This is a genomic window from Pseudomonas sp. DNDY-54 (assembly GCF_019880365.1).
Taxonomy (GTDB): Bacteria; Pseudomonadota; Gammaproteobacteria; order Pseudomonadales; family Pseudomonadaceae; genus Stutzerimonas; species Stutzerimonas stutzeri_P.
Genome location: NZ_CP082271.1, coordinates 4,114,592 through 4,135,238, shown reverse-complemented (window position 1 = coordinate 4,135,238; position 20,647 = coordinate 4,114,592). Strand labels below are relative to the sequence as shown.

At 62.6% G+C, this 20,647-nt stretch carries 16 protein-coding genes; 5 read left to right on the top strand and 11 right to left on the bottom strand.

What is annotated here, in order from left to right; translation table 11 throughout:
- Nucleotides 1-22 precede the first annotated feature (22 nt).
- From K4O48_RS19140 to yrfG, 4 genes are all read right to left on the bottom strand, one after another.
- Nucleotides 23-2,344: an FdhF/YdeP family oxidoreductase gene (locus K4O48_RS19140; RefSeq protein ID WP_222909915.1), complete on the bottom strand. Its 2,322-nt coding sequence runs from the start codon at nt 2,342-2,344 to the stop codon at nt 23-25.
- Complete coding sequence (gene fdhD, locus K4O48_RS19135) at nt 2,341-3,204, bottom strand: formate dehydrogenase accessory sulfurtransferase FdhD (RefSeq protein WP_222909914.1); 864 nt, start codon at nt 3,202-3,204, stop codon at nt 2,341-2,343. The genes K4O48_RS19140 and fdhD overlap by 4 nt, the downstream gene beginning before the upstream one ends.
- A gap of 108 nt (nt 3,205-3,312) precedes the next feature.
- Nucleotides 3,313-5,415: a PAS domain-containing protein gene (locus K4O48_RS19130; RefSeq protein ID WP_222909913.1), complete on the bottom strand. Its 2,103-nt coding sequence runs from the start codon at nt 5,413-5,415 to the stop codon at nt 3,313-3,315.
- Nucleotides 5,416-5,571: 156 nt separating this feature from the next.
- Entirely contained in the window at nt 5,572-6,252 is a 681-nt protein-coding gene (gene yrfG, locus K4O48_RS19125; protein WP_222909912.1) for a GMP/IMP nucleotidase, read from the bottom strand.
- A gap of 164 nt (nt 6,253-6,416) precedes the next feature.
- On the opposite strand from yrfG, the gene nudE reads away from it, so the two are divergent.
- The 3 genes from nudE to K4O48_RS19110 all read left to right on the top strand — a co-directional run bounded on the left by nudE (nt 6,417) and on the right by K4O48_RS19110 (nt 10,751).
- Nucleotides 6,417-6,983, top strand: a complete 567-nt coding sequence (gene nudE, locus K4O48_RS19120; RefSeq protein ID WP_222909911.1) for an ADP compounds hydrolase NudE — start codon at nt 6,417-6,419, stop codon at nt 6,981-6,983.
- A complete protein-coding gene (cysQ, locus tag K4O48_RS19115; protein WP_222909909.1) occupies nt 6,980-7,795 on the top strand; it encodes a 3'(2'),5'-bisphosphate nucleotidase CysQ in 816 nt (271 codons plus the stop codon). Before nudE ends, cysQ begins: the two co-directional genes overlap by 4 nt.
- 88 nt (nt 7,796-7,883) lie before the next feature.
- Complete coding sequence (locus K4O48_RS19110; protein WP_260523666.1) at nt 7,884-10,751, top strand: ATP-binding protein; 2,868 nt, start codon at nt 7,884-7,886, stop codon at nt 10,749-10,751.
- Nucleotides 10,752-10,757: 6 nt separating this feature from the next.
- Here K4O48_RS19110 and K4O48_RS19105 read toward each other — a convergent pair whose 3' ends face one another.
- Both K4O48_RS19105 and K4O48_RS19100 read right to left on the bottom strand, forming a co-directional pair.
- Nucleotides 10,758-11,750 carry an asparaginase gene (locus tag K4O48_RS19105; protein WP_222909906.1) on the bottom strand — a complete coding sequence of 331 codons (993 nt, stop codon included), beginning with the start codon at nt 11,748-11,750 and terminating at the stop codon, nt 10,758-10,760.
- A 60-nt stretch (nt 11,751-11,810) separates the two neighbouring features.
- Nucleotides 11,811-13,256 carry an alanine/glycine:cation symporter family protein gene (locus K4O48_RS19100; protein ID WP_222909905.1) on the bottom strand — a complete coding sequence of 482 codons (1,446 nt, stop codon included), beginning with the start codon at nt 13,254-13,256 and terminating at the stop codon, nt 11,811-11,813.
- 151 nt (nt 13,257-13,407) lie between these two features.
- Between K4O48_RS19100 and K4O48_RS19095 the strand changes: the two genes are divergently transcribed.
- Entirely contained in the window at nt 13,408-14,232 is an 825-nt protein-coding gene (locus tag K4O48_RS19095) for a helix-turn-helix transcriptional regulator (protein WP_222909904.1), read from the top strand.
- A 132-nt stretch (nt 14,233-14,364) separates the two neighbouring features.
- Here K4O48_RS19095 and K4O48_RS19090 read toward each other — a convergent pair whose 3' ends face one another.
- The 4 genes from K4O48_RS19090 to K4O48_RS19075 all read right to left on the bottom strand — a co-directional run bounded on the left by K4O48_RS19090 (nt 14,365) and on the right by K4O48_RS19075 (nt 18,374).
- A complete protein-coding gene (locus K4O48_RS19090) occupies nt 14,365-15,123 on the bottom strand; it encodes an ABC transporter substrate-binding protein (RefSeq protein ID WP_222909902.1) in 759 nt (252 codons plus the stop codon).
- A 79-nt stretch (nt 15,124-15,202) separates the two neighbouring features.
- Nucleotides 15,203-16,504, bottom strand: a complete 1,302-nt coding sequence (locus K4O48_RS19085; RefSeq protein WP_222909901.1) for a HipA domain-containing protein — start codon at nt 16,502-16,504, stop codon at nt 15,203-15,205.
- The gene (locus K4O48_RS19080; protein WP_222909900.1) at nt 16,504-16,785 is read right to left on the bottom strand and encodes a helix-turn-helix transcriptional regulator; all 282 of its coding nucleotides are present in this window, start codon (nt 16,783-16,785) and stop codon (nt 16,504-16,506) included. The genes K4O48_RS19085 and K4O48_RS19080 overlap by 1 nt, the downstream gene beginning before the upstream one ends.
- A 164-nt stretch (nt 16,786-16,949) precedes the next feature.
- On the bottom strand, nt 16,950-18,374 hold the full coding sequence (locus K4O48_RS19075; protein ID WP_222909899.1) for an aspartate ammonia-lyase: 1,425 nt from the start codon (nt 18,372-18,374) through the stop codon (nt 16,950-16,952).
- 193 nt (nt 18,375-18,567) lie between these two features.
- Here K4O48_RS19075 and K4O48_RS19070 point away from each other — a divergent pair, with 193 nt between their 5' ends.
- Nucleotides 18,568-19,494: a LysR substrate-binding domain-containing protein gene (locus K4O48_RS19070; protein WP_222909898.1), complete on the top strand. Its 927-nt coding sequence runs from the start codon at nt 18,568-18,570 to the stop codon at nt 19,492-19,494.
- Nucleotides 19,495-19,612: 118 nt separating this feature from the next.
- Here K4O48_RS19070 and adhP read toward each other — a convergent pair whose 3' ends face one another.
- Complete coding sequence (adhP, locus tag K4O48_RS19065; RefSeq protein WP_222909897.1) at nt 19,613-20,635, bottom strand: alcohol dehydrogenase AdhP; 1,023 nt, start codon at nt 20,633-20,635, stop codon at nt 19,613-19,615.
- Between the last annotated feature and the right edge of the window lie 12 nt (nt 20,636-20,647).

Below are 20,647 nucleotides of genomic sequence, written 5' to 3'. Positions count from 1 at the left end.
TCGCGCTTTCGCCGGCACGCCGTCAGCGGATCAGCGCATCCGTTTTGGCGGGCTTCAGGCAGATCGCGATGGACTTGGATGTCGGCGTATAGCTACCGATACCGTGGCTGCCTAGTGGCACCAGCGGGTTGGCTTCGGGGTAGTAGGCCGCCGCCTGACCCGGCGGGATATCGAAGGCGAGCAGTGTAAAGCCCTCTACCTTGCGCTCGATCCCGTCATTCCATAACGACCGGATATCCACCTTTTGTCCCGGCTCGAAGCCGAGTCGACGTATATCCGCGCCATTCACGAAAATCACCCGTCGCTGGCCCTTGACCCCGCGGTAGCGGTCATCGAGACCGTACACGGTGGTGTTGTACTGGTCGTGCGAACGCAGCGTCTGCAGGATCAGGTCCGGTCGTTCGCCGCTGCTACGCACTGCCTCATTGAGCAGACTGTCCGGCAGCAGGTTGGCGACGAAGTGGGCGCGCTCGCTGGCCGTGTTCCAGCGCCGCGCCGCGGCCGGGTGGTCCAGATGAAACCCGCCCGGCGCCCGCAGGCGCTGGTTGAAATCGGTAAAACCGGGAATCGTCTCGGCGATAAGGTGGCGTATCTGCGAGTAGTCTTCGATGAGTGCTTGCCAGTCAACCGGCTGCTTGCCGAGTGTCGCCTGCGCCATGCCGGCGATGATTGCCGGCTCCGAGCGCATCAGCGGTGACAGCGGCTCGAGCTGGCCATGGGACGCGTGAATCATGCTGAATGAGTCTTCTACCGTGACGGCTTGCGGACCGGCCGCCTGGCGGTCAATGTCAGTGCGGCCGAGGCACGGCAGTATCAGCGCATCGCGGCCGAGGGTGAGATGGCTGCGGTTGAGCTTGGTGCTGATCTGCACCGTCAGGTTGCAGCCTTGTAATGCCCGATGCGTGCGTACGCTGTCCGGCGTGGCTTGGGCGAAGTTGCCGCCAAGGCCGATGAAGACCTTCGAATGGCCCGCCAGCATCGCCTCGATGGCTGCAACCACGTTATGACCGGGCTGACGTGGTACGGCGAAGCCGAAGCGTTTCTCCAGTGCATCGAGCAGCGCGGCGGGCGGCCGCTCATTGATGCCCATGGTGCGATCGCCCTGGACATTACTGTGACCGCGCACCGGACAAAGGCCTGCACCGGGCTTGCCCAGGTTGCCGCGCAGCAGCTGCAGGTTGGTAATTTCCTGGATGGTGGCAACGGAGTGGCGATGCTGAGTGATGCCCATGGCCCAGCAGATGATCACCCGCTCAGCGCGACGGTAGATTCGTGCCGCGTGTTCAAGCTCTACCAATCCGAGGCCTGACTGCTCCTCAATGGCTTCCCAGCGGGTGGCGTCCAGCGTCGCCAGGTAACCCTCGACGCCGCTGGTGTGCTGCTCGATAAAGGCGCGGTCGAATACCGATGGCTCACCGTTGGCCCGGGCTTCTCGATCCCAGAACAGCAGGAACTTGGCGATGCCGCGTATGGCGGCCATGTCACCGCCGAGCGCTGGTCGGAAGAAGGCCGTGTTCAGCGGCGCGGACCCATTGGCGAGCATTTCCACAAGGTGTTGTGGATGCTGGAAGCGTTCCAGGCCGCGCTCTTTCAGTGGGTTAAAACAGGCCACTTGCGCACCGCGGGCGACCGCCTCGCGCAGCGGTTCGAGCATGCGCGGATGGTTGGTTCCGGGGTTCTGCCCTAGCACGAAGATGGCATCCGCCTGGGCGAAGTCGTCAAAGGTCACGCTGCCCTTGCCGACGCCGATGCTCTGGCCAAGCGCAACGCCGCTGGCCTCGTGGCACAGGTTGGAACAGTCGGGGAAGTTGTTGCTGCCGTAAGCGCGAACGAACAGCTGATAGAGATACGCGGCTTCGTTGCTGGTACGACCGGACGTGTAGAACTCCGCCTGATCCGGGCTCTCCAGCGCGTTCAGGTGGTCGGCGATCAGCCTGAAGGCGGCATCCCAGCTGATGGGCTGGTAATGATCGCTCGCGCGGTCATAGCGCATGGGCTCGGTCAAACGACCCTGGTATTCGAGCCAGTAGTCGCTCTGTTCGCGGAGCTGGCTGACGCTATGCCGGGCGAAAAAGGCGGCATCGACACGGCGCGTGGTGGCTTCCCAGTTCACGGCCTTGGCGCCGTTCTCGCAGAATTTCACCGCACCCTCTTCAGGTGAATCGCCCCAGGCACAGCCAGGGCAGTCGAAGCCGCCGTTCTGGTTCGTTTTCAGCAAGGCACGAATGTTTTTCAGGGGCTGTTTGCTGTCCAGCCAGGAACTGGCGACGCTGCGCAACGCGCCCCAGCCAGCGGCAGCGCCGGTGTAGGGGCGGTAGCGGGGCCGTTCCGGTTGCAGGCTCATGCCTGGGCCTTGCCGGAATCGTTTGGCGCGCTGTTACGGCGTGCCGGGCTGAACACGCGCGGCGGGCTGCGATGGGGGATGTGAATCAGGTTGAGGTTGTGGCGCTGCGCCCATTGTGCGGCCAGGCCGGTGGGTGAAGAGAAGCTGACCAGTGTGGGAATGCCGGCACGCTGCACTTTATGGATCAGCTCCAGGCTGCAGCGGCTGGTGACCACTGCGACCCCACCGGCGACCTCCTGACCGGCACGCCTGAGCGCTCCGATCAGCTTGTCCAAGGCGTTGTGCCGGCCGATGTCCTCTCGGCCAAAGCAGATTTCGCCCTGTGCATCGATGAACAGCGCGGCGTGTACTGCGCCGCAGGTCTGGCCGAGTGGCTGGAAGGCGGCGATGCGTTGGCGTAGACCCTCGAGCCATTGGGCCGGTGGGAGCGGGGCGACAGGCATCACTGGCAACTGCGGCAACGCCTGTTCCAGCGCTTCGACACCACACAGGCCGCAGCTGGCATTGCCGGGCAGTTGCCGGCGCTGGCGCTTGAGGGCCCAGAAGGCGCGGCTGGCGATCTCGACGGTCGCCTGGCGGCCGCTGCCGGTGCCGCTGATCTGAATGTCGTAGATTTCGCCAATGTCTTCGACAATCCCGCTGCCAAGGCTGAAGCCCACCACAAAATCTTCCAGATCCGCCGGGGACACCATCATCACCGCCTGGCTGATGCCGTTATAGGCGATGGCCAGCGCGCACTCCTCGGCGAGGTCGACGGGCTCTTGCTGTGTCTCGCCGAGCGCCTGGAAGTGATGGCGCTGGCTGGCCTCGGCGGGTGCGCTGTCATGCAAAGTCACAGTGGGGCGGCGTGGAGCGTTCATGAGCAGGCTCGATAGTTGACCGTTCGAACAGAGGGACCGACCGCTCGACTGTGACCGGCTGACCGCAGTTTTTCAATGCGCTTTGCGCGTCTGACGTGATGTCTCGCGTTATAGCGCGCCTGCCAGCATGTCGCGTATCCGGTTGGCCAAATGATCGATGGAGAACGGCTTGCTGACCAGATCCATGCCGGGCTCAAGAAAGCCGCTGCTGGCTGCTTGTTCGGCGTAACCGGTGATGAACAGCACTTTCAGACCGGGCCGTTGCTGGCGGGCGATGTCCGCAAGTTGGCGGCCGTTCATGCCTGGTAAGCCCACGTCAGAGATCAACAGGTCGATACGTTCGCTGCTCTTCAGGATATGCACGGCCGCGTTGCCTTCAGCGGCCTCCAGCGCGCGGTAGCCGAGCATCACCAGTACGTCCAGCACCAGCAGGCGCACGGCGGGATCATCCTCCACCACCAGCACGGTTTCGCCGTGCAGGGCCTGGGGCACGTGCACCTCAGGCGCGGCAGGCACCGTCAACGACCATGCTTCGGGGTGGGCTGGCAGGTAAAGGGTAACCTCCGTGCCGTTACCGGGCTCGCTGACGATCTGAACGTGGCCGCCTGTCTGGCGCGCGAAGCCGTAGATCATCGACAGACCCAGGCCGGTGCCTTGGCCGATCGGTTTTGTGGTGAAAAAGGGTTCGAACGCCGCCGCCAGGACTTTCGGCGTCATCCCGCAACCGCTGTCGATCACGCTGAGGCGCACGTAGCGCCCCGGCGTCAGCTCGCCTACTTCAGCCTGATGTTCCACCTGGATGTTGCTGGTCGCGATGTAGAGGCTGCCACCGTCAGGCATCGCATCACGAGCGTTGATTACGAGATTGAGGAGTGCGCTTTCCAGCTGGTTTTCATCGCTGTTCGCTGGCCAGAGGTCAGGCTCCAACAGCGCATCCACCAAGATGTGACTGCCGAGGGTTCGCACGATCAGATCGTGCATTGATTCGACCAGGGCGTTCAGGTCGACGCGCTTGAGGTTCAACGGTTGACGCCGAGCGAAGGCTAGCAACCGGTGTGTCAGCGCCGCGGCGCGATTGGCTGAGCTTACGGCGGCATCGATGAATCGCTGGGTTTCGGCGTGCCGGCCGGACTGGTTGTAGCGCTGAATCAGGTCCAGGCCGCCAATGATGCCAGTCAGCATGTTGTTGAAATCGTGGGCGATGCCTCCGGTGAGCTGCCCGACGGCCTCCATCTTCTGTGCCTGGCGCAGGGCTTCCTGCGCCTGTTGGCGGCTGGCCATCTCGGCGACCAGTCGCTCGTACACTTCGGCCAGTGCCTCGGTGCGCTCTTGCACCCGGCTCTCCAGTGTCTCGTTTAGCTCCCGCAAGGCTTGCTCGGCCTTCCAGCGCTCGGTGACGTCCTGCGCCAGCAAGAAGAAGCCCTGCACGTCCCCGTTCGCGTCTCGCCTGGGTAGGTAGTGCATGAGGGATTGGCGCGGCTGGCCATCCTTATGCGGCATATACGCCTCGAAGACGACGTCCTCGCCGGCTAACGTCCTGGCTATTTCCGCCGCGCGGGCGTCGAGGGCGCGTTCGCCTACGATGTCGACCAGCCGTTTTCCATACAGCCAGGCCGGCGAGTGGCCGAACCATTCCTCGTAATGGCGATTGTTGTAGCGGTAGCGCAGGTCCTTGTCGACGTAGCCGATCAATACTGGCAGCGCGTCGATGATTAACTTCATTTCGTCCTGGCGTCGACGCAGTGCTTCTTCTTCGCTGTGGCGCAAGCACAGGAGCTGTCCGCTGATGGCGGGCCCGTCCCGGACTGGGCTAAGGGACAGATCGAACCAGGTGCTATCCGCGTCATTCCCGTCGCTCAGTGACAGGCACTGGCTGTGCAGCTGAAAGGCGCGGCCTTGAGCCCCCCGCCCATGTGCTTCGACCAGCTCCGGCCAGAGCTTGCCCCAGGTGTCGGTGACCGGCGCGCCGAGCGCGGCGGGATGGTGGCGGCCAATCAGCGCGGCGTGGGCATCGTTGTACAGCTGCAGGCCGGCTTCCCCCCAGAGGATGCACATCGGTAGCGGTGCATCGAGCAGCGTGTCGAGCAGCACACGCAGGGCCGTCGGCCATTCGCCGGTCGGGCCCAATGCTGTCGCGCGCCAATCATGACGGGCAATGCGTCGGCTCATTTCGCTGCGCTCGGCTGGCCAGCGTTCCAGGTCTATGGCCATGGGGTTTCCATCGGGGTGCGACGGGGTGGGACTCTCCGGTCACGGCCTGTGAGTGGCATCGATTGCCCTGTGCAGCGCAGCGTCGAGCCGAGCCGTGATGGTCTTCTGTTCAGGTGCGTTGCCCTCCGGCCGGCCGCAGTTGGTGATTGCCAGCACTCAGGCTGGATACCCCTGCAAACTGCGAATCAGCTCCAGATAATCGCCGACTGCGGTGAATTCTTCAGTGTTTTTTTGGCCGCGTCGGCTGTCCGGTTCGCGGATCGCCAGCAGGTGCGCGACGCCGAAATCTCGGGCGCTGCGCAATACCGGCAGGCTGTCGTCGATGAACAGGGCAGTAGCGGGACTGAAATCCAGGTCCGCCTTCAGTGCGTACCAGAACTGCGCTTGCTCTTTGGGAAAGCCGTAGTCATGCGAACTGATCAGACGATCGAACCACGGCGCCAGTTCGATGCGCTCGAGCTTCAGCGACAACGAGTCGCGGTGCGCATTGGTGATCAGCACCACGCGCTTGTCCGAATCGCGCAGGGCGGCGAGGAATTCGTCGGCGGCCGGGCGCAGGGCGATCAGGTCCGCGATCTCGCGTTTCATTTCGCGGATCGGCAGGTTCAGCTCGCGGGTCCAGAAGTCCAGGCAATACCAGGTAAGTTTGCCCTCGTGTTCGTTGAACAGCGGGGCGAGTTCCAGTTCGGCCATGGCTCGGCTGATGCCGTGCAGGTCGGCGTAGCGCTGGGGCAGGAATTCGAGCCAGAAATGGTTATCGAAGTGCAGATCGAGCAAGGTGCCGTCCATGTCCAGCAGGACGGTGTCGATCTCGGACCAGGGCAGTGAAGCGATCATGGTGGGCTCTTGTTCGGCGAATAGTGCAATGGTGCGACAGCCGTCGGCGCGATGCAAAGCGTTCGCGGCGTGCGAAAACACCGGCCTGTCTGGCCGCATCACCGACCACGGTAGTTTTCAAACTGCCTGTTATGATTGTGGTTCGCGTTTAAAGGATAGCTTCCATGCGCCAGAAACCTACCGTGCTTGCCCGAGAGATCGTAGCCACCAGCCGTCTGTTCCGTGTCGAGGAGCTGCAGCTGCGGTTTTCCAACGGTGTCGAGCGCACCTACGAACGGCTGGTCGGCAAGGGTACCGGCTATGGCGCGGTGATGATCGTGGCGCTGGAAGCCGACGGGCGGGCGTTATTGATCGAGGAATATTGCGGTGGTACCGACACCTACGAGCTGTCCTTGCCCAAGGGACTGATCGAGCCGGGTGAGGATGTCCTCGACGCGGCCAACCGTGAATTGAAGGAAGAAGCGGGGTTCGGCGCGCGCCAGTTGGAGCTCCTCACCGAGTTGTCCCTTTCGCCCGGTTACATGAGCCAGAAAATCCAGGTGGTGCTGGCGCGCGATCTCTACCCCGAGCAATTGCCGGGCGACGAGCCCGAGCCGATGCGCGTCGACCGGGTTGATCTGCGCGAGCTGTCCAGCCTGATTCAGAACCCGCAGTTCAGCGAAGGCCGCGCGCTGGCAGCGTTGTACCTGGCGCGTGATGTACTGACCGAGCGCGGAGAATTCGACCGATGAGCCATCCCTATCTGACGCGGGTTATCGATCTGGTGCGCGACGCAGGTCAGGTCATCCTGCCGCACTGGCGCAGCGGCGTGCAGGTCCAGCAAAAGGCGGATGCCTCGCCCGTGACCGTAGCCGATATGGCCGCTCATCATCTGTTGGCCGACGGGCTGCGCGCCCTAGACCCGAATGTGCCCGTGTTGTCCGAGGAAGACTGCGACCTGAGCCTGGCTGAGCGGGCCGGCTGGACCCGCTGGTGGCTGGTCGATCCGCTGGATGGCACCAAGGAATTCATTGCCGGCAGTGAGGAGTTCACGGTTAACGTCGCGTTGATCGAGCAGGGGCGGGTGGTGTTTGGTGTCGTGGGCATTCCGGCCAATGGTCGCTGTTATTACGGCGGCGCCGGGATCGGCGCGTGGCGCGCCGAAGCCGATGGAGCGGCGCAGCCGTTGCAGGTTCGTCAGCAACCGGTCGAGGGCCTTACCGTGGTTGCCAGTCGCCGTCACTCCAGCGAGGCGCAGGAGCGCTTGCTCGAGGGTCTGCGACAGCGCTTTGGCGAGCTGACGCTGGCCAACGTCGGTAGCTCATTGAAGCTATGCTTGCTCGCCGAGGGCGCTGCGGATTGCTATCCACGGCTTGCGCCGACGTCGCAGTGGGACACCGCGGCCGCTCAGGGTGTGCTCGAGGGGGCGGGCGGTGAGGTGCTGGATATCAGCGGCGTGGGGCTGAGCTATGAAGCGCGCGAGAACTATCTGAACCCGTTCTTCCTGGCGTTGCCGCGCGGCGTGCACTGGCGCGCAGACCTGATCGAACTGGCGAATCGCTGAGACGGGTGGTATTGCTAGCGCTTTGCGAGGCGACCGGTTGCCATGATGTGGCCGCCGGTCGCCTGAGTCGGATCGCTGGAGCCGCGTTGTGTCATTGAAAACCCCTACCGGGATACGCCAATGGATCTGGCGGGCGTTCGTGCGCAGCGCCTTGATTCCGTTGGTGCTGGTCGAGGTGGTGCTGATCGCCGCCTATCTGCTGACCAACAACGCTATCCGCGATGCGCAAATCGAGCATCTGCGCGAAACGGCGCTCGCCGAACTGCAGTCGGCGGTCGGCCGTGAGGCGCGAATCATTGGTCAGCAGCTGCAAGAGGTAGAGGGCGCCACCAGACTGTTGCGCAACTTCACGCTCCGCGCGCTGGACGATGACAGGCCGGCACCGAGCGCGGCGCTGCAGCTGGGCGCCGAAGGCGCGCGTTACAGTCCCCGCGACGAAGGCGGTGCGGCAAGCTTTTATTCCGCTGCGACCGAACCCGAGCAGCAGGACCTGGAAAAGGTGGCGCGACTGCGCCGCCTCGACCCTCTGATGAAGGAGCTGCACGCCGGCAACCCGCTGATTGCCAGCCTGTATTTCAACAGTTGGGACAGCTACAACCACATCTACCCCTGGTTCAATACCGCCGAGCAATATCCGTCGGACATGAACATCCCCAGCTACAACTTCTATTACCTGGCCAGCTCCTGGCACAACCCCACTCGGCAAGTGGTTTGGACCGATGTCTATCTGGACCCGGCCGGGCACGGCTGGATGATGTCGGCCATCGCGCCGGTGTATCGCGACGACTTTCTGGAAGGGGTCAGTGGCATCGACATCACTGTCAGCCGCATCCTCCAGCAGATCGGCAAACTGAGGGTTCCCTGGAGCGGCTACGCCATGCTGATCAGCCGTGATCTCACGATCATGGCGCTGCCCGAAGCAGGCGAGCACCAGTTTGGCCTTGATGAGCTGACCGAGCATTCTTACGAGGAGGCGATCCGCCAGGAGATATTCAAACCTGAGGACTTCCGCCTTGGCCGCCGGCCAGAAACCCGTCAGTTGGCGGACGCGATCACTGCACAGGACGAAGGCGTGCAGCGTCTCAGCCTCGGCGGCCGCCAGCAGCTGGTGGCCTGGTCGACGGTGGAGCAGACCGGCTGGCATCTGCTGGCCGTTGTGGACGAGACGGAGGTGTTCAGCCAGACCAACGCGCTGGCGAGCCGCTTTCAGCAGATTGGCTGCCTTTTGATTGCCGGCCTGCTGCTGTTCTACCTGCTGTTTTTCGCCTATATGTGGCTGCGGGCTCGGCAGCTCAGCCAGGCGTTGCTTTCGCCCATTGCCAGCATTTCCGAAATGATGGGGCAGATCGGCCAGGGCCAGTGGCGCCCGCAGCCCGTTTCATCCGATATCCGCGAACTCGACGATCTGGCGCAGCACACCCGGACCATTGGCGGTCAGCTGGAGCTCAGCGAAACGCAGCGGTCGCAGGCCCAGAACCGCCTGGAACTGGTACTGGAGAGCGCCACCGAAAGCCTCTGGGAAAACGATCTGCGAAGCGGCACGTTGCAGTTTCGCGGTCGCCTTCCGACGCGCTTCGGATTGCCTTCGGCGCAGCTCAGCGATGCGCAGTTCATGCAACGCATTCACCCGCGTGACGTGCCCCGCATGCGTGCCGAACGGCTACGGATGCAGAGCGGCCACGCACTGCACTACGAGTGTGAGTTCCGCTTCGCCGATGCGCTAGGCGACTACCACTGGCTGCTCAGTCGGGGGAGGGTGATCGAGCGCGACCCCGGGACTGGCGAGGCCACGTTGTTGGCGGGCACCCATGTCGACATCGATGCGATCAAGCGGGTCGAGGAAGATTTGCGCCATGTTACGCAGCAGGCTCAGGCGGCCAACGAGGCCAAGACACATCTGATCTCCAGCATCAGCCATGAACTGCGTACGCCGTTGAACGCGATCCTCGGCTTCGCTCAGCTGATGCGCATGGACTGCTCGCCGGAAGCCGACCCCGAAGCGGCCGATTATCTCGATGAAATCCTGCTGGCCAGCCGCCATTTGAACCAGCTGCTGGGCGACATTCTCGATTGGTCGAGCCTGCAGGCCGAGCGGCCGCGACTTGAGCTCAAACGGGTCGAAGTGACGTCCCTGATGCGCGAATGTGCCGAGCTGGTGGCACTCGACATCCGGCGCCACGGTTTGACGCTGCAGGTTGGTTTGCCGGAGGCGCCCATTGAGGTGCTGGCCGAGCCGCGACGTTTGCGTCAGGTGCTGCTCAATTTGCTGTCCAACGCGATCAAGTACAACACGCCGTCCGGGCGTGTAGTGCTTGGGATCGAAACGCTGGGCGGTCAGGTGCGTCTGCTCGTCGAAGACAGCGGTCTGGGCATCGACGCGTCGCTGCAGGCGCAGATGTTCGAACCCTTCCAGCGGCTGGGTCGCGAGAGCTCGAACATCCAGGGCGCCGGCATCGGCCTGTCGCTGTGCCTCGAGTACGCCAAGCTGATGGGCGGTAGCATCGGTGTGAAAAGCGAGCTGGGCATTGGGAGTGTGTTCTGGATCTCTCTGCCGGTTCTCGAGCCGCATCCCGAGACACTGGTCCACGAGCGGCCGCGCATTGTTTACGTCGAAGATGATCCGGCCAGTCAGACGCTCGTGCACAAAGCGCTGGCCGATATGGCCGAGGTCAGCGTGATCGACAATGGCAGGACAGCACTGGAGCAGTTGCTCAGCGATCCGCCCGATCTGTTATTGCTGGATCTCAACCTGCCTGAGCTGAGCGGTGGCGAGCTGCTGTCGCTGCTGCGCCAGACTCCGGCCACGCGTCATCTGCCGGTCATTGTGCTGACAGCAGCGAGCGAAGCCGGGTCGCGGGTGGACTGTCAGGCGCGTCTGGCGAAGCCCATCGACCTGGACGAACTTCGCCGCCAGGTCCGCGCCTGCCTGCAGGCGCTGGACACGAGTCCGAGCTGAGCCGCGCTAGTCGGCGCGCTCGCCACAGAGGTCGAGGGCGAACCAGTGTTCGGCTTCGGTTTGCGACAACCCGGCACCGAGTAGCGCGAACAACTTGCCCAGCGCCGCTTCGCGCGTCATGCCGCCGCCGGATATCAACCCGCTGGCAGCTAGTTGGCTGCCGGCGGCGTAAATCCCGAAGTCGACATGACCCTGCGGACACTGACTGATTGCCACCAACACCACGCCACGCCCGTGCGCGTCCCTCAAGGTCCCTAGCAGTTCGGCATCATCGGCCGGGCCGGTTCCACTCCCGTAGCATTCGAGGACCAATCCTTGCACGCCGCTGGCCAGCACGGCACGTAGCTGCGCCGCCTGGATACCCGGATACAGCGGCAGTACCGCCAGGTTGACGGTTCGACGCGGCTGGCGGAAATCGAGCGTAGCCGGGACGCTGGGCGCCCGCTGCCCCTGGCGCAAGCGAGGGAGGACGCTGAACGCGTCGAGCGTCGCAGTGCCCAGCTTGCTGGCCCGAACCCCAGGCATCAGCGTGCCGCTGAAGTACAGATGCACGCCAGACGGGACGCCTGCGTGCAGCGCCTGCATCGCACCGAACAGATTGTCCCAGGCATCGCTGCCCGGCACGCCGGCCGGCAGCATGGAACCGGTCAGCACGACCGGCACTTCGAGCCCGAGCAACAGGAAGCTCAGGGCAGCCGCGCTGTAGGCCAGGGTGTCGGTGCCGTGCAGCACCAGTACACCGTCGCAGCCGTCCAGCTCAACGCCGGCACGTATCGCTTCGACCATGGCCAGCCAGTTGGTCTGGTTCATGTTGGCGCTGTCGATAGGCGGCAGTAGCTCGCGAAACTGCCAGTCGGGAAGGGTCAGCTGCGGTTGCTGATCCTGCTGCTCGCGCAGCCGTCCGGCGAATCCGGAGGCAGGCATCAGGCCTTCGGCGCTCTGCTGCATGCCGATCGTGCCGCCGGTGTACAGCACCACTATATTTCTGGAACCCGGCATCGCTGCCTCCTATATGAAACAGGGGCCTTAGCGGCCCCTGTTATTCCTCGTCGCGTGCGACTAGCGCGTGTGCGCCGGTGACACGACCACCGTACTCTCGGCGGGTGAGTCAGCCGTGCCCTTGGCCGGCCAGACGCTTGGGTCCAGATCCAGGTCAGCGAAATGCTTGGGGTCGAACACGGGCGACTCAACACCGGCGTCGCGCTGGCCATCGTAGTCACGCATCAGGCGCAGGCCAACCTTGAACAACAGCGCCAATGCGATCAGGTTACAGATCGCCAGCAGGCCCATGGTGACGTCTGCGAAGGCGAACACGGTGCCAAGGTTCTGCACCGAACCCCACATGACGAGGCCGACGACCATCAGACGATAGACCATGACCGGCCACCGTTTGCTGGTGAAGAAGCCAAGCGCGTTCTCACCTAGGTAGTAGTTGTAGATCAGCGTAGTGAACACGAACAGCAACAGCGCGAGGCTGACGAATACGCGGCCCCACTCACCGACGACCGCGGCAACGGCGGTTTGCGTCAGCACCACGCCGGCCATCTCGCTGCCGGGCTCGAACACACCGGAGAGGATGATGATCAGTGCGGTGCAGCTGCACAGCACGATGGTGTCGATGAACACGCTGAGCGACTGCACGATGCCCTGCGCCACTGGGTGCTTGACCTCGGCCACCGCCGCCACGTTGGGTGCGCTGCCCAGACCTGCTTCGTTGGAAAACAGGCCGCGCTTGACGCCCATGATGATTGCCGCGCCAATGCCACCCGCGAACGCCGGCTCCAGGCCGAAAGCGGCGTTGAAGATGGTGCCAAACGCTTCCGGTATCTGCGCAGCGTTGCTGCCGATGACGAAAATCGCCATGGCGATGTAGGCGAATGCCATGACCGGCACGAGTACGTCGGCGAACTTAGCGATGCGCTTGATGCCACCGAAGATGATCAGCCCGATCACCACCATCAGTGCGATGCCGCTGACATACGTTGGCACGCCGAAGGTGTCGTTCATTGAGCTGGCCACGGTGTACGACTGCACCGCATTGAAGCCGAAGCCGAAGGTCACCAGCAGCAGCAGCGATACCACGATGCCCAGCCAGCGCTGGCCGAGGCCGTGCTGGATGTAGAAAGCGGGGCCGCCACGATAGCCGCCGTCCGCCTCGCGACGCTTGTACAGCTGTGCCAGTGAGCATTCGAAGTAGCTGGTCGCCATGCCGACCAGCGCGACGATCCACATCCAGAAGATCGCGCCCGGCCCGCCGAGCATGATGGCGACCGAAACGCCGGCGATGTTGCCCGCGCCTACGCGGCCGGCGACGCTGAGCATCAGCGCCTGGAATGAACTGAGCTGTCCTGGCTGACGTTTGAAGGCTTCACCGAAGATGCGGAACATGCTGGTGAAGTAGCGAAACTGGACGAAGCGCGAGGCGATGGTGAAATACAGGCCGAGGCCTATCAGCATCACGATGAGCAGCTTGCTCCAGATGAGATCGTTGAGAAGATCGAGCATGGCGGTAGGGTCTCTCTTGTTGTTTTGCGGGTGAAAGGAACGCCGGGCGGGAATGGTTGGCCAGACGCACCGGTCATGCAATTGCGCGGATCGCGGCGAATTGATGCGAGTTGATGCTAGAATCGCGCCGCTCGCATCACAGGGATCGACCATGCAGGATCACTTCGGCGCCAACCTAAAGCTGCTGTGCAGCCACTACCGATCAATTGCGGAGGTCTGCCGAAAGCTGTCGATCAACCGCGGGCAGTTCAATAAGTACGTCAACGGCCAGAGTCGGCCAACGGCGCACAACCTCAAACGTATCTGTGATTTTTTCGGCGTCGAAGGTTATGAGCTGAGCCTGCCAACCGATCAGTTCACCCAACTGATCGGCATGCGCAGCCATGATCAGGAGCGCATCGCTGCCAGCGATCCGTTGCTGGAGCTGTTCCAGCCCCTGCGTGATAACGCCAGCAGCAGCCTGTCCCGTTATTGCGGTTATTACTTCGAATACGCCAATTGCATGTCCGTGCCAGGCCAGATTCTGCTGTCGCTGGTGCACGTGCGCGAAGATCGCGGCAGCTTTGTCTTCGAACGGCAGGAACGCCAGGAGCAGTCGCGTGCGGACAATCCCAATCAGGAAGACGGCGTGGTGCGCTGCCGCTATCTGGGCGCGGCGTTCTTTTTGCAGGATCGGCTGTTCCTCATCGACTACGAGTCGCTGACCAATAACGAGATGAGCCAGACCATCCTCATTCCCAGCTTCAAAAGCCGAATCAGCCGCCTCAATGGGCTGAAAACCGGCGTCTCCAGTGGCGATCGCCGCACCCCGGTTTGCACCCGCGTGGTCTGGGAGTACCTGGGCACCGAGATCAACCGGGTCAATGCCTATCGTCAGGTCATGCTGTATGGCCTGGATGATCCTCGCATCGATCCGGAAATCCGTGAGCGGCTGTCATTGGTATCCGTGCGCGATGGGTTGTTCGAAATCAACTAACGATCGCCCATGCGTTGCCTGACCGGGCTGGCCAAATCGCGTAAATGTCGTGGGTAAAGGCGATGAAACGAGGCGGGAGGGCTAGCGGCGGTGCGGACCGCTGACGCGTTGCACGTCAGCGGTTGGTTCGGTTCAGCAGAGTTCGGGGTGTTTGGTGCAGGTGCCGTAACCCTCGGTCTTCATCTCGTCCAGCGCCTTCTGCAGGCGGGTGACGACTTCATCCGGCGTGTCCTTGTTCAGCGCTAGGTATAAGGGAGAGGAGTTGAACACCAGCACCGTGTTGAGGCCGTTCACGCCTTCCTGCTTGGCGTAGTAGCGCCAGACCGGATTGGATGTAGCCCAAAGGTCGATTTTGCCACTGAGCAGTTTTTCGAGGTTTTCCTGGTCGCGGAGCGAATTGACGGGTGTGAGGCCCTGCGCTTCGACCCGCTGACTTACCGCGCTGCTTTTGTAAGCACCGATGGTATAGCCCTTGGCCTGTTCGAGGCTGGCCAGCTTGAGGCTCGATCCGGGCGCTGATAGCAGCACACTTTCGTATTGGGCAATCGGGCCGACCCACTTGAACAGCGGTCGGCGCGCGTCGGTCATGGAGGTGGAAAAAAGCCCGTGGTTGGGAAGGTCCAGCGTTGACTGGTAAATGCGATCCCAAGGGAAGCGCAGCGTCATCGAATAGGCAATGCCGGCGCGCTTGAACATCTCGCGGACGGTCGTCGCACTGATGCCCTGAATATGCTCTTCACGTGCGAAGTTCTTGCCACCGTCAGCCATGTTGAAAGGCGGGAAGTTCTCGGTCTGCAGGATCACTTCGTAGCCTTGCGGGAGCTCCGCATGGACGAGCGATGCGCCGAAGATCGAGCTGAACAACAGGGTGATGGCGAGTAGTTTGCGCATGGGGCCTCCGAAGAATCGGCGGATTCTACGCAAGGGCCCTGGAACAGGCCTTGTGGCATATCACGGTTTCGCCACGGACTCAGGCCAGGCGCTGATTCATGTCGCCGATAATGACCGATCGTATCGCACGCAGGCACCGAAGCTCTCCGGCGAAGGTTTGACGCAGCTCGGGATGCAGCTCAATCAGCCCTTGGTTTTGCTGCTCGACCTCCTGATAAAGCACGTCTGCCGCAGTTACGAGGCTTCGGCGAAAACGATCGAGCATCTGCCCGGCCGAGGCTGGTTTGATACCCATTGTGACGCCGGCGGCGACGAGCGTGTCGCGTGTCAGGCTAGCCATCCTCGCGCTGGGGCCAATCGGCCATGCAAGCGAGGTACCCGCCGGCCATTTATCCTGGTCGAACGATTGCGTGTCGTAGACGGCGGTGCTCAGCAGGTCATAGAACGGCGCCAGCTGGACACCCTCGGGTCGCACCAGAAAGCTGATGTTCTTCAAATGTGCGTCTGTGTTGCCCACCAGAGCATTGAAAGCCAACCATTGGAAAAGCATGCGCCGAGCGACCACCGGAACGAGGCAGCGATCGGCCAGCTCTGCGAGTCTTTCCACGCTGCCGGCCAAGTACTTGTATGTTTTATCCAGCCCGAGAAGCTGGCAGGCGTCGATACTGTGGATCCGATGCCCGCCATTTGCGCTGCGCTGTCTGTCGAAGCGCTGAATGAGATATACGGGCTCGGGAACATATCGGCGCCAGACGGGCGGTACGTTGAGCCCGACGCGTTTGGCGAGGTTCATGATGAACCATTCGTTGATGACTGAGTGTGCATAGGCGATGTCCGGGTGATCAGGCTTAAGGATATGGGTTGAGGCTGTTCCGCCTTCCGGCTCGAACAACGCATCGTCTTGAAAGATGACGGCCAGCTTGTGCTGAGCGCCGGCCAGGGACATCCGCTTCCTCGCCTCCTGACTGAGCGGAATCTTCGGCATGTGCTGGATGCGGCGTGATAACTCTGGGTCCGGGAGTGGATGGACCGGGCCTGGCGACTGTGATGCACCCTCAGTCAATAGCGTGACTGAACCGGCCGACTCGGTGCCGTAATGCGCCAGCAAGGCAAACGCATCATTGGCGTCCACGTTGGCTGACTTGGCTAGCAAGGTTCGTTGGCCTTCCTCGGGAAGGAGGTTGTCGAAGTACCATTGCGCCGGTCTATGCGTTGCTCCGTCTCGCTGCAGCCCGTCCTGTAAAGGGAGGCCTGGACAGAGCGAAAACCGATCCGGGTGCGCCAGCCATTGGGGTGAATAGGCAAAAGCCCAGATGCCATTGTCCTCGTGCAATGTCCCGATGTGCTGGTCGTTGATCCAGGCGAGTAGTGCGCGAGCCATCAGAGCGGCGCCTTCGACTTCTGCAGGGCTTTTTCAAGCTCCCCGGAAAACAGATCGGAGGCTGAGTCGGGTATCTCGATAGTGACCTTGATGCCTAGTTGCTGCATCACCTGGAACAGCTTGCTCCATTGGACGGCGTCTCCACCGCGCTCTACCTTGCTCAGGAAGTTCTCGCTGACCCCGATCGTTCCAGCTGCATCATCCTGTCGCAACGCAAGTGATTTGCGAGTGGCTCGCACTGCCGGTCCGATCATGGTCGGTTCAGTAATGTGGATTTTCATATTTATCCTCATGTTCGTGAGGATTATGGCTGAATTTGAACGAAAGGCGAGAAAACCGCACGATCGTGAGGATTGAGGTGTTAAGACGTTCTGCTCGAGAACGAAACCCCTCGATCGTGAGGTTTTACGCGGCGCCGGCTGGGGTAGTCAGCGCCACGGGCGAGTTATCCCTTCAGCGGTACCAGCCGCGGAGCGATCATGTTTTCCGGGCGCAGGATGTCGTCGAGGGTGGCGTCGTCCAGCAAACGTTCTTCACGCACCAGTTCCAACACCCCACGACCGCTGAGCAGTGCCTGGCCGGCGATTCGGGTGGCGTTCTCGTAGCCGATGTAGGGGTTCAGCGCGGTGATCAGGCCGATGGAGTTTTCCATCAGTTGGCGGCAGTGGCCCTCATTGGCGGTGATGCCGACGATGCAGTGCTCGCGCAGCATGTCCATGGCGCGTTGCAGCAGGCGGATCGAGTCGAACAGTTTGAAGGCGATCAGCGGTTCCATGACGTTGAGCTGCAACTGTCCGGCCTCGGCGGCCATGGTCAGCGCCAGGTCGTTGCCGATGACCTCGAAAGCCACCTGGTTGACCGCTTCGGGGATCACCGGGTTGACCTTGCCCGGCATGATCGAGCTACCCGGCTGGCGCGGCGGCAGGTTGATTTCGTTGATACCGGTGCGCGGGCCGCTTGAAAGCAGGCGCAGGTCATTGCAGATCTTCGACAGCTTCACCGCGAGACGCTTGAGCATGCTGGAGAAGGTGACAAAGGCGCCCATGTCGGAGGTCGCTTCGATCAGGTCGGCGGCGGGTTTCAGCGGGTGGCCGCTGATGGTCGCCAGGCGTTGTACGGCCAGGTTCTGGTAGCTCGGGTCGGCATTGATACCGGTGCCGATGGCGGTGCCGCCGAGGTTGACCTCGACCAGCAATTGCGGTGCGATCAGGCGCAGATGCTCTAGATCTTCACCCAGCGTGGTGGCAAAGGCGCGGAATTCCTGGCCGAGGGTCATGGGCACCGCGTCCTGCAGCTGGGTGCGACCCATCTTGAGGATATGGGCGAATTCCGCAGATTTGCCGGCGAACGCCTGGACCAGGCTGTCGAGGCTGGCCAGCAGGGTGTCGTGGCCGAGCAGCAGACCAAGGCGAATGGCGGTGGGGTAGGCATCGTTGGTCGACTGCGCCATGTTGACGTCGTTGTTGGGGTGCAGGTGGCGATATTCGCCCTTGGCGTGGCCCATGTATTCGAGGGCGAGGTTGGCGATCACCTCGTTGGCGTTCATGTTGGTCGAGGTGCCGGCACCGCCCTGGATCATGTCGACGACGAACTGCTCGTGATGCTCGCCGCGGATAAGATGCGCACAGCCCTGGCTGATCGCGACGTGCTTGGCGTCGCTGAGATGGCCCAGTTCGCGGTTGGCGTCGGCTGCTGCCTGTTTGACCATCGCCAGCGCCACGACCAGCTTGGGGAAGTGTGAAAGCGGAACGCCGGACAGGTGGAAGTTGCGCACGGCGCGCAGGGTTTGAATGCCGTAATAGGCATCAGCGGGTACTTCCAAGGAGCCAAGCAGATCTTTTTCGAGGCGGAACGATGCAGCGGAGGACATGAGGGTTCTCATCCAAGAGAAAAGCGGCAACTGCCGCGAAGGCCGCTACCATAGGCGCTGGCGCTCCTGCTCGGCCAATGCCGTTAATCGCTGGGTCATGCATGATCGGCATGAGCAGGCTGTGACGCCGTTTCGCTGGCGAGCGTTATAGCGGCGCCTGAAATGTCCTTCTACTGCACGGCAGGAGTCGTCGATGAACATCGAAACCAAGTGGCTGGAAGATCTGGTCGCTTTGGCCGCCACACGAAGCTTCTCCCAGGCGGCAGCTCGCCGCTTCGTTACTCAGCCTGCTTTTAGCCGGCGCATCCGCAGCCTTGAGAACTGCCTCGGCCTGACATTGGTGAACCGCGCTAAAACGCCGGTTGAGCTGACCGAGGCGGGCCAGCTGTTTCTGGTGACGGCGCGGAACATGATCGACCAGGTCGGTGAGGTGGTGCATTACCTGCACAACCTCGAGGGCCAGCGGGGCGAGGTCTTGCAGATTGCCGCCGCGCACTCGTTGGCGCTGGGCTTCTTTCCTGAATGGCTCGCGCGCCTGCGGCTGGATGGCGTTCCGGTGAACAGCCGGCTGGTCGCGACCAACGTCGGCGAGGCGGTGCATTCGCTGCGTGAAGGCACCTGTGATCTGATCCTTGCCTACTACGATCCGGAGGCCGCCTTGCAGATGGACCCTGAGCTGTTTCCGTCGCGTTCGCTGGGCCGCACCGAAATCGTCCCGGTGTGTGCGGTTGACGCGCGGGGCGAGCCCCTGTTCGACCCGGACAGTGGCCAGACGGTCCCGTTACTGGCGTACAGCACCGGCGCGTCACTGGGTCGATCGGTCAATTTGTTGCTACGCCAACGGGGTTTGCGCTCCTCGACGGTCTACGAAACGGCCATGGCGGACAGCCTGAAAAGCATGGCGATGCAACGGCTCGGCCTGGCCTGGGTACCGCGCCTCAGCGTGACCGCCGAGCTGGCGCGTGGCGAGCTGGTGGTCTGCGGCGGTGAGCACTGGCGCGTGCCATTGGAGATTCGTCTTTATCGCTGCGCGCTGGTGCGCAAGGCGCCGGTGCGGTTGCTCTGGCGCAAGCTTGAAGCGGGTGCAGGGCAGGGCGTAGGCGGCTTGTCGGTGGAATAGGCTGTGTATTGATGAGGTTGTGTTTGTGTTGCGGTTGCAATCAGCGTGGCGCCTTGCAGCGTGAAGAACTGGCGATCCGTAAGCCGAGGCGCCGGATCGCCAGCAAGCTCCCGGGTCGCTAGAGATTCATCACGATTCGGCCTTCGATGGTCCCGGCACGCATCTGGTCGAAGATTTCGTTGATGTCGTCCAGCTTGCCGCTGTGGATCGTCGCCTTGACCAGCCCTTCGGCGGCGAAATCCAGCGCTTCCTGGAGGTCCGCGCGAGTACCGACGATGGAGCCGGTGATGCTGATGGCTTTGAGCACCACATCGAAAATCGGCGTCGGGAAATCTCCCGGCGGCAGGCCGACCAGGGCAACGGTGCCGTGTCGCCGAGCCATGCCGATGGCCTGTCCGAAGGCGCTGTTGGACACCGCAGTGACCAGCACGCCATGCGCCCCGCCGATATCGCGTTGAATCACTTCGACCGGGTCTTCGGTACGCGCATTGATGGTGAGGCTGGCGCCGAGTGTCTTCGCCAGTTCCAGCTTGGCGTCGTCGACATCTACTGCTGCGACGTGCAAACCCATGGCCTTGGCGTACTGCACGGCTACATGGCCCAATCCGCCGACGCCTGAGATCACCACCCACTGGCCTGGGCGGGCATTGGTCACTTTCAACCCCTTGTAGACCGTCACGCCGGCGCACAGGATCGGGGCGATCTCATCGAACGCCACGTCCTTGGGCAGGATGCCGACATAGTTAGGGTCAGCCAGGACGTACTCGGCATAGCCACCGTTGACCGAATAGCCGGTGTTCTGTTGCTCGGCGCAGAGTGTTTCCCAGCCCGTCAGGCAGTGCTCGCAGCAGCCACAGGCGCTGTACAGCCAGGGCACGCCGACGCGGTCACCTTCCCTGACCCGATTGACGCCGCTTCCCACAGCGGCGACATATCCGACGCCTTCGTGTCCCGGAATGAAGGGCAGCGGTGGGCGCACAGGCCAGTCGCCCTCCACGGCGTGCAGATCGGTATGGCACACTCCGCAGGCCTCGATCTTGACCAGGATCTGGCCAGGGCCGGGCAGCGGGACTTTCACCTCTTCGATACGCAGCGGTTCACCGTAGGCGTGCGCCACGGCGGCTTTCATCGTCTGGTTCATGTGCGTCTCCTG

What these genes read in the sequence shown, in the direction of transcription:
- K4O48_RS19095 (WP_222909904.1), top strand. Translation starts at nt 13,408, where the DNA reads ATGCAGGATCACTTCGGCGCCAACCTAAAGCTGCTGTGCAGCCACTAC.
- nudE (WP_222909911.1), top strand. Translation starts at nt 6,417, where the DNA reads ATGCGCCAGAAACCTACCGTGCTTGCCCGAGAGATCGTAGCCACCAGC.
- K4O48_RS19070 (WP_222909898.1), top strand. Translation starts at nt 18,568, where the DNA reads ATGAACATCGAAACCAAGTGGCTGGAAGATCTGGTCGCTTTGGCCGCC.
- adhP (WP_222909897.1), bottom strand. Translation starts at nt 20,635, where the DNA reads ATGAACCAGACGATGAAAGCCGCCGTGGCGCACGCCTACGGTGAACCG.
- K4O48_RS19140 (WP_222909915.1), bottom strand. Translation starts at nt 2,344, where the DNA reads ATGAGCCTGCAACCGGAACGGCCCCGCTACCGCCCCTACACCGGCGCT.
- K4O48_RS19105 (WP_222909906.1), bottom strand. Translation starts at nt 11,750, where the DNA reads ATGCCGGGTTCCAGAAATATAGTGGTGCTGTACACCGGCGGCACGATC.
- K4O48_RS19130 (WP_222909913.1), bottom strand. Translation starts at nt 5,415, where the DNA reads ATGGCCATAGACCTGGAACGCTGGCCAGCCGAGCGCAGCGAAATGAGC.
- K4O48_RS19075 (WP_222909899.1), bottom strand. Translation starts at nt 18,374, where the DNA reads ATGTCCTCCGCTGCATCGTTCCGCCTCGAAAAAGATCTGCTTGGCTCC.
- K4O48_RS19090 (WP_222909902.1), bottom strand. Translation starts at nt 15,123, where the DNA reads ATGCGCAAACTACTCGCCATCACCCTGTTGTTCAGCTCGATCTTCGGC.
- K4O48_RS19085 (WP_222909901.1), bottom strand. Translation starts at nt 16,504, where the DNA reads ATGGCTCGCGCACTACTCGCCTGGATCAACGACCAGCACATCGGGACA.
- K4O48_RS19080 (WP_222909900.1), bottom strand. Translation starts at nt 16,785, where the DNA reads ATGAAAATCCACATTACTGAACCGACCATGATCGGACCGGCAGTGCGA.
- K4O48_RS19100 (WP_222909905.1), bottom strand. Translation starts at nt 13,256, where the DNA reads ATGCTCGATCTTCTCAACGATCTCATCTGGAGCAAGCTGCTCATCGTG.
- cysQ (WP_222909909.1), top strand. Translation starts at nt 6,980, where the DNA reads ATGAGCCATCCCTATCTGACGCGGGTTATCGATCTGGTGCGCGACGCA.
- fdhD (WP_222909914.1), bottom strand. Translation starts at nt 3,204, where the DNA reads ATGAACGCTCCACGCCGCCCCACTGTGACTTTGCATGACAGCGCACCC.
- yrfG (WP_222909912.1), bottom strand. Translation starts at nt 6,252, where the DNA reads ATGATCGCTTCACTGCCCTGGTCCGAGATCGACACCGTCCTGCTGGAC.